Origin of the sequence: Streptococcus pseudopneumoniae (assembly GCF_001072315.1) — a bacterium.
Lineage (GTDB): Bacteria > Bacillota > Bacilli > Lactobacillales > Streptococcaceae > Streptococcus > Streptococcus pseudopneumoniae_R.
The window spans coordinates 1-6625 of record NZ_JVLI01000207.1 but is presented as its reverse complement, the minus strand read 5'-3'; the positions used below and the strand labels follow the sequence as shown (position 1 = coordinate 6625).

Annotated in this window: 1 protein-coding gene; it reads left to right on the top strand. The window is 37.1% G+C overall.

Annotated features, from left to right (window positions below; genetic code table 11):
• Positions 1-173: 173 nt before the first annotated feature.
• The coding region (locus tag ADH54_RS10760; RefSeq protein WP_049525134.1) for a sialoglycan-binding domain-containing protein at positions 174-6625 on the top strand (6452 nt) is incomplete at its 3' end.

The following is a 6625-nucleotide window of genomic DNA, read 5'->3' as shown; positions in this document are numbered from 1 at the left end:
AGCTGTAATAGCTGTAATAGCTGTAATAGCTGTAATAGCTGTAATAGCTGTAATAGCTGTAATGTGTAAGAAATGCTCATTATAGTAGGTTTCATGGGTGCATTACGATAAGGTGTGTAGCTATGAAGGTTGCTTTTTTTATTTGATTTTGTGTTTTAACATAAGGAGGAACAATGGGAAATAAATCAAATTCACTCAATAGAATAAAGCGTCATCAACGTGAAAAAGTCCTGCGCTTTTCTATTCGTAAGTACAGTTTCGGTGCGGCTTCAGTAGCTGTTGCAGCACTGATGTTTTTGGGTGCGCGCGTTGTTAGTGCAGATACCGTAAGCGGAAGCAATTCACAATCTACGGCGGGTGTAGTACAACCTAATGATAAGGGCGACTCGCCTGTGGGTATTAAGGATGAAAATAAATCAGAAGTAGTCAATAATTCTTTAGAAAATAAAGAAACTGCAATTGTTGAAAATAGTAGTAATACGGTTGATAAAAGTCAGTTAAGAACAGTAGTTGAAAAATTAAATTCTCTTCTTTCAGCTAAATTAAACCTTGACGAGTCAGTGCTTTCTTCTGTGAAAGAAAGAGTTCAGAGAGCTCAGGCATTACTAGATAAGGCTGATGCAGTTCAAAAAGATATTAATGAACTAAAAGAACTTTTGTCTACTGATCTAGCTACTTTATCTACTGCTGTAAAAGAATCAAGTGAGGTTCGAGAAAGTAATACTGGAACTGAGGCTGAAAAACCAGTGAGCGAATCTTCTTCTGAAGTAAGAGCAAGCGAAGAGGATCAAACGGTTTCAGCTAAAAAAGCTTCTTTGAAAGTATCTGTTGATCAATTGCAAGCAGCAATTTTAGAAGTTCCTAAACATGATACCACGAAAGAAGTTCTTGAAAAAGCCAATGAAGTCATGGTCTTAGCTCAAGGCGTTCTTGAAAATACAACAGTATCTCTAACAGATGTTGAACAAATGAACAAACTTGTGAAGAGAATGTTTAACTCTGTTAAAAACGCTACATTACGTCTGAGTTCAGGTTCTCACGATCCACGTCATGGTCAAAGCATGGGTCAAGGTACAGGTTTTAGAGCTGCAACGGTATCTCCAACATGGACTAATCAGAATAACCTGTTAATCTATCAACGATTCCGTGCAACTGATGGTAGTGGAAATATTAGGAATGACAATAGACAATTCACAGAGAATAAAGTGGATATGACAGCTCGAATTGAGACGATTAATGGGCAGAAATATCTGGTTTACGATGTCTTCTTTAATAACGATGGACAGTCAATGGCTGTTCTTAGTAGACAACAACAATATAATGTCATTTTACCTGCAAAAATTTTAGATTTAGTACCTGACGGAAGAAATGCAGGAGCTTATAAGTCAGACACTATTAGCGATTTACGCTTTGACACATATAAAAGAAAAAATCAAGATGAAGGTGGGACTCTTTCTCAAAATCCTGATAAATTCAGATATGAATCAACTCAAAATTTTAACTTTTTAAGTGATAGTAGTAACTCTAAAGGGTACCTAACATTTTTTAACACTCTAGGTGTTCGTCAGAATGGTAACTCATATAATCAAGATATGAAGGACTATTTTAAAAACAATAAAACTGATCAATTTTTAAAAGATGCAGTGGCATTAGATGGAGTGCACAAGCGGTGGTCTTATGGTATAGGGGTGAGAACCAATGATAAAACAGCTGCTGTACACATGCATTTTAAAGCAAAATTAAGATCAGGTGTAACGGATGAAGATGTTCAAAAAGCATTTACTCTAGCCATTGCAGGTACTTATGGAGAGACAACAAGCCAATCGTATGTTTTTGGATCAGGAAAAAAGGATGGAGAAAATGTAGAACCAACTGTTAAACAAAGTGCAAAATACCCTATAAGCGGTAGAGAGGTTACAAAGAAAGTCGATGCCCCTCTTGGCGATCTAGATAAGCCGGTGGATGCTGGTTTCGTAACAGGAAATAATAACTTCCCTACAGATATCCGTTGGAGTTGGCCAGATGGGAAACCAAATACGACTACAGCAGGGGTATTTCGTTATAAAGTGAAAGCACAGTACTCTGATAATACTTCAAATACTACTGATGCAACATTGAAAGTGCTTCCAAATAAACCTGAGATTGACCAAAAGTCTGTAAATGAAAAAGCAGGGAAGACTGGGCAAACGGTTACTGTAAATGTAGGTAAGGGAGTTCCTGATAATTCTACAGTGACATTATATAGTGGTAATACGGTTATTGGAACTGGGAACACTAAGGGAACAACTGCTACAATTACGGTATCAAAAGCATTACCGTCTACAGCCATTACAGCTAAAACAACTGTCAAAAATAATGGCACAGTAGAGTCAGAGTTTAGTGCACCTGTAACACCAACAGAAGTTCCTGACAAGGCAGCGCCAACAGTATTGATTAATGGAAAAAAATTAACAGAAAATGCGGATGATAATCGTTTTATTATTTATCGTGGAGCAAACTTTAATCCTACATTTAGAGTTCAGGATGATAAGAGTAATAATGTAAACTTATCAATTACTGGACTTCCAAACGGAGTTGCAAATGTCACGACTAGTGGTGGTAAAGAGTTTAATTATACAATTCCAGATAATTATGTAGCAGATGGCGCTTCATTTGGAGAAAGTACTGCGACTGTGGTTGCAAATGATGGTCGTAATAGTGCAACATATAAATTTAAATATCGTATTGTAGATATTCAAGCAAAAAATAGTACGACAGAAAATCGTGCTCTTGGAAGTGAATTAGGAGATCCTCATAACCACTTCAAAGTAGCAGAAAGTAATACTGCAGAGAATGATAAGTATTACCCAAGTAATATGCAGTTTAAATGGAATGAATTAAATCTTAGCACATTCCAAACTACTGAAGTTTCTAATAATACGAGATTAAACGAATCAGGAAGAATTACTAAGTATATTGCTACGGCTGTATTCCCTGGTGTGGTGAATACGAAAGAAATAGATCGTGTAAATTATACAATCTATTCACCTGCTAAAAAAGCAGTACAAATGACGTTTAATGTGACGGATACTGTAAAACCAATAGTGAAACTTGTTGGTGATGATGGATCTGACACAACACTTTCAGAATCAACTCCAGAAGCAAGTTTACCGAGAGTAACCGTATATCGTGGCGAAAAAGCAAATGTTACGATAAAAGCTTCAGATAACACAGGCAAAATTAAAGAACTTCGTGGAAGTGGGATGCCAAACGGTATTTGGTTCAATAAAAATCCTAATGCGAATAGTGAAGTTTGGTTAAGTAGTGACAACGCTACAGAAACAAATCCACTAAGACACACGATAACAGGTGTTGTAGAAAAAGGTAACAGAATTGAAGAAAAAAGCGTTACAATAAATGCAACTGATAAGAGTGATCCATCAAATGTGACAACTGTTAAATTCAAAATGGTTGTGAAAGAGCAGAAAGATAAATACACACCGACAGCAGGAACAACACCAGTAGCTGTAAATAATATTGGAAGTATTAGTAATTCAGATTTAGATAAAATTAAAAACTCTGTGTCTGTACCAAATCTTTCACCAGAAGCTATTCGAGATGGTGGAGTTAGAACATCGTTGAAAAATAATGGAGCAGTAACAACAACAGCTGGTAAAAAATATGTCACTGTAGAAGTAACATATCCAGATGGAAGTAAAGATGAAGTTCCAGTCGAAGTACAACAAAATACCAATGTTGTAAAACGTCCAATTATTAACTTGAAACAAGGCGAAACACTATCAGCGGCAGAAATGAAGACCATTGTTGAATTACAAGATGGATCTAGCAAACAACCTTTACCAGCTGATGCTGTCGTAACAGCAACATTTAACACTAATACTGTAAGAGATGGAAACTGGACAGATATTACAGTTCGATTCAATGATGGAACTTCTAAAACAGTTAGAGCTAATTATAATGTTAAGGCTACATTCCCAGTAGCGAACACTGTTTATGATTTCAGAGGAGTTACTAGAACTAATGATTCTGAAAGCAATTACTATGTAAACAGAGGTCTACCAACTGGAATGAGCTGGTTTGTTAAGAAAGGAACCGAAAATAAACCTGACGCAAGAATCCATACTTACTTAGAAACAGATGGTTTAGGTAAGACAGATTATACATTTGGAGCTTATTATGCAGCTAGCAGATTTAATGACAATGAATCAAATGTTAATTTAAAATTAAAACATGAGGGAACTGTTTCTCACCATGTTTACGATGTGATGGCTGCCCCTAACAGGATTATTGTTAATAATGGAGCAACATTAACAGAGGAAAATGCTAAAGCTGCTGTTACTAAGGTTGCAGGTTCAGAAGATTTACCAACAGGTACAACTTACGAGTGGGTAAACCAAGATGGTACACCACTTGCGAATAAGCAGGTAACAGAGAAGGGTGAAGCTACTCGTTATGTAAAAGTAACATTACCAAAAACTGCGGAAGATGGACCAGTAGCTACTCAATATAGATCATCTAAAATCGTAACAGTTACTATAAACGAAAGCGAAAAGCCCAAAGTATCATTCGATGGAAGTGAATTATCTACAGATGCTAGAAATGAAAATAGCAAATTTGTTATTTTCCGTGGTGCAACTTTCGATCCAACCTTTACAGTAAGTGATAATTCTGGAAAGGTAACTGAGGTTAAAGCTTCTGGTCTTCCAAGTGGAAGAGAATTTGTTAAAAACACAGATACACCAAACGGAAATGTTCAAATTACAGGAAATGATATCACAGCTACTTCAAATGCTGCCTTAGGGGATCATATCGGGAAAGTCCTTGTAAAAGACGCATCAGGTAATGAGCAAGAGTATCAATTCAAATATACAGTTGTAGATATTAAAACAGTTGAAAATCCTAAGACAGTTCCAATAAATACTAAACTAGGTGATTCGCATTTTCATGTGAAGTTAGTGAATTCGGATGCAACAGACGCGACAAGTCAAGAGAGTCTCTATCCGCTTAATACAAAATTCAAATGGAAAAAAGAAACTAATGAAGTGTCAAGTGAAACACAACTTAGTGAACCAGGTAAAATAACTGGCTATAAAGCGGTTGTGGAATCGCCAGCAGCTCGTGCAGGATTTTATACCAAAAATGGTGTGAAAATTTATATGCCAGCTTCGATTGAAAGAGATATTACATTCCTTGTTAAACCGAATGATATTATACGTTATAGTAAAAATGGAGATGACGTTGATAAAACAACAACAACGCATACTGTAGATCCGGATACTGGAAAAATTACACCAACACCGAATACAGTAACTCATCAAAAAGACGGAGCAAAAGATACAGTTGTCACACAAACAATCCCAGTAACAACACGATACGAACCAGACCCAACTAAAGATGTAGGAACGAACACAGTTGTAAACAACGGTTCTGAAGGTTCGATAGTAACAACAACTCCAAAACTTGTTAATGAAATTACTGGGGAAGTAACTAATGGAGTACCGGTTGTTAGAAAAACTGAAATGGTGCCAAAAGTCGTTAAAGTAGGTACTAAACCAAAAGTGGTAGAAACACCAATTGAAAAACCAGTACGTTACGAAGCAGATCCAACAAGACCAAAAGGTGAGAAGACAACAGAAACAGAAGGTAAAGACGGAAAAATTGTTAAAACAACACCGTACATTGTAAACTCTGATGGAAGTGTAACGGAAGGTGAAACAACAAGCGTTCGAACAGAACCAAAAGAAAAAGTTGTAAAAGTTGGAACACAGCCAAAAGTGGAAACTAAAGTCATTCCTATTGAAACAACCTACCAAGAAGATCCAACTAAAGAAGTTGGCAATAACGAAATAATTGACAATGGTTCAGAAGGAAGAGTGGTAACAACAACACCTTATATTGTTAATGATAAGACAGGAGAGGTTACTGAAGGTCAACCAAGAGTAGAACGTACAGAAATGAGACCTAAAGTAGTAAAAGTAGGAACCAAAGAAGCGAAACGTATACCAACAGTAGATGTTGAACAAGATCCTAAGACAGGTGACGTTACAGTAACACCTAAGAAACCAGATGGAACTCCATACAAACCAGGAACTAAGGTAGAAATCCCAGGTAAAGATGGTCCAATCACAGTCACAATCGGTGAAGACGGTAAAGGTAAAGTACCAAACAGTGACCTACCAGAAGGTAAGGTTTCAGGTCCAGGTAAGATTACTGAACCAAATAAACCAGCAGTGGAAGTTCCTAAAGTTGAAACTCCAGCTAAGGTAACACCAGAAACCCCAGTAACTGAAACACCAGATGAGATTGAAATTACTCAACAACCAAATGGAAATGCGATTGTAACGCCTAAGAAACCAGATGGAAAACCATACCCATCAGGCAGCAAGGTAGTGATTCCAGGTGAAAACAACACACCAATCACCGTCACAATTGGCAATGATGGTTCAGGTGAAGTACCAAATGACAACCTTCCTAAGAAAGCTGTCCCAGGAACAGGAACAGTAACCGAACCGAACCAGAAACCATCACAACCAGTGGATGTAACAACACCAGCTCGTAAGACACCAACAGTAGATGTTGAACAAGATCCTAAGACAGGTGACGTTACAGTAACACCTAAGAAACC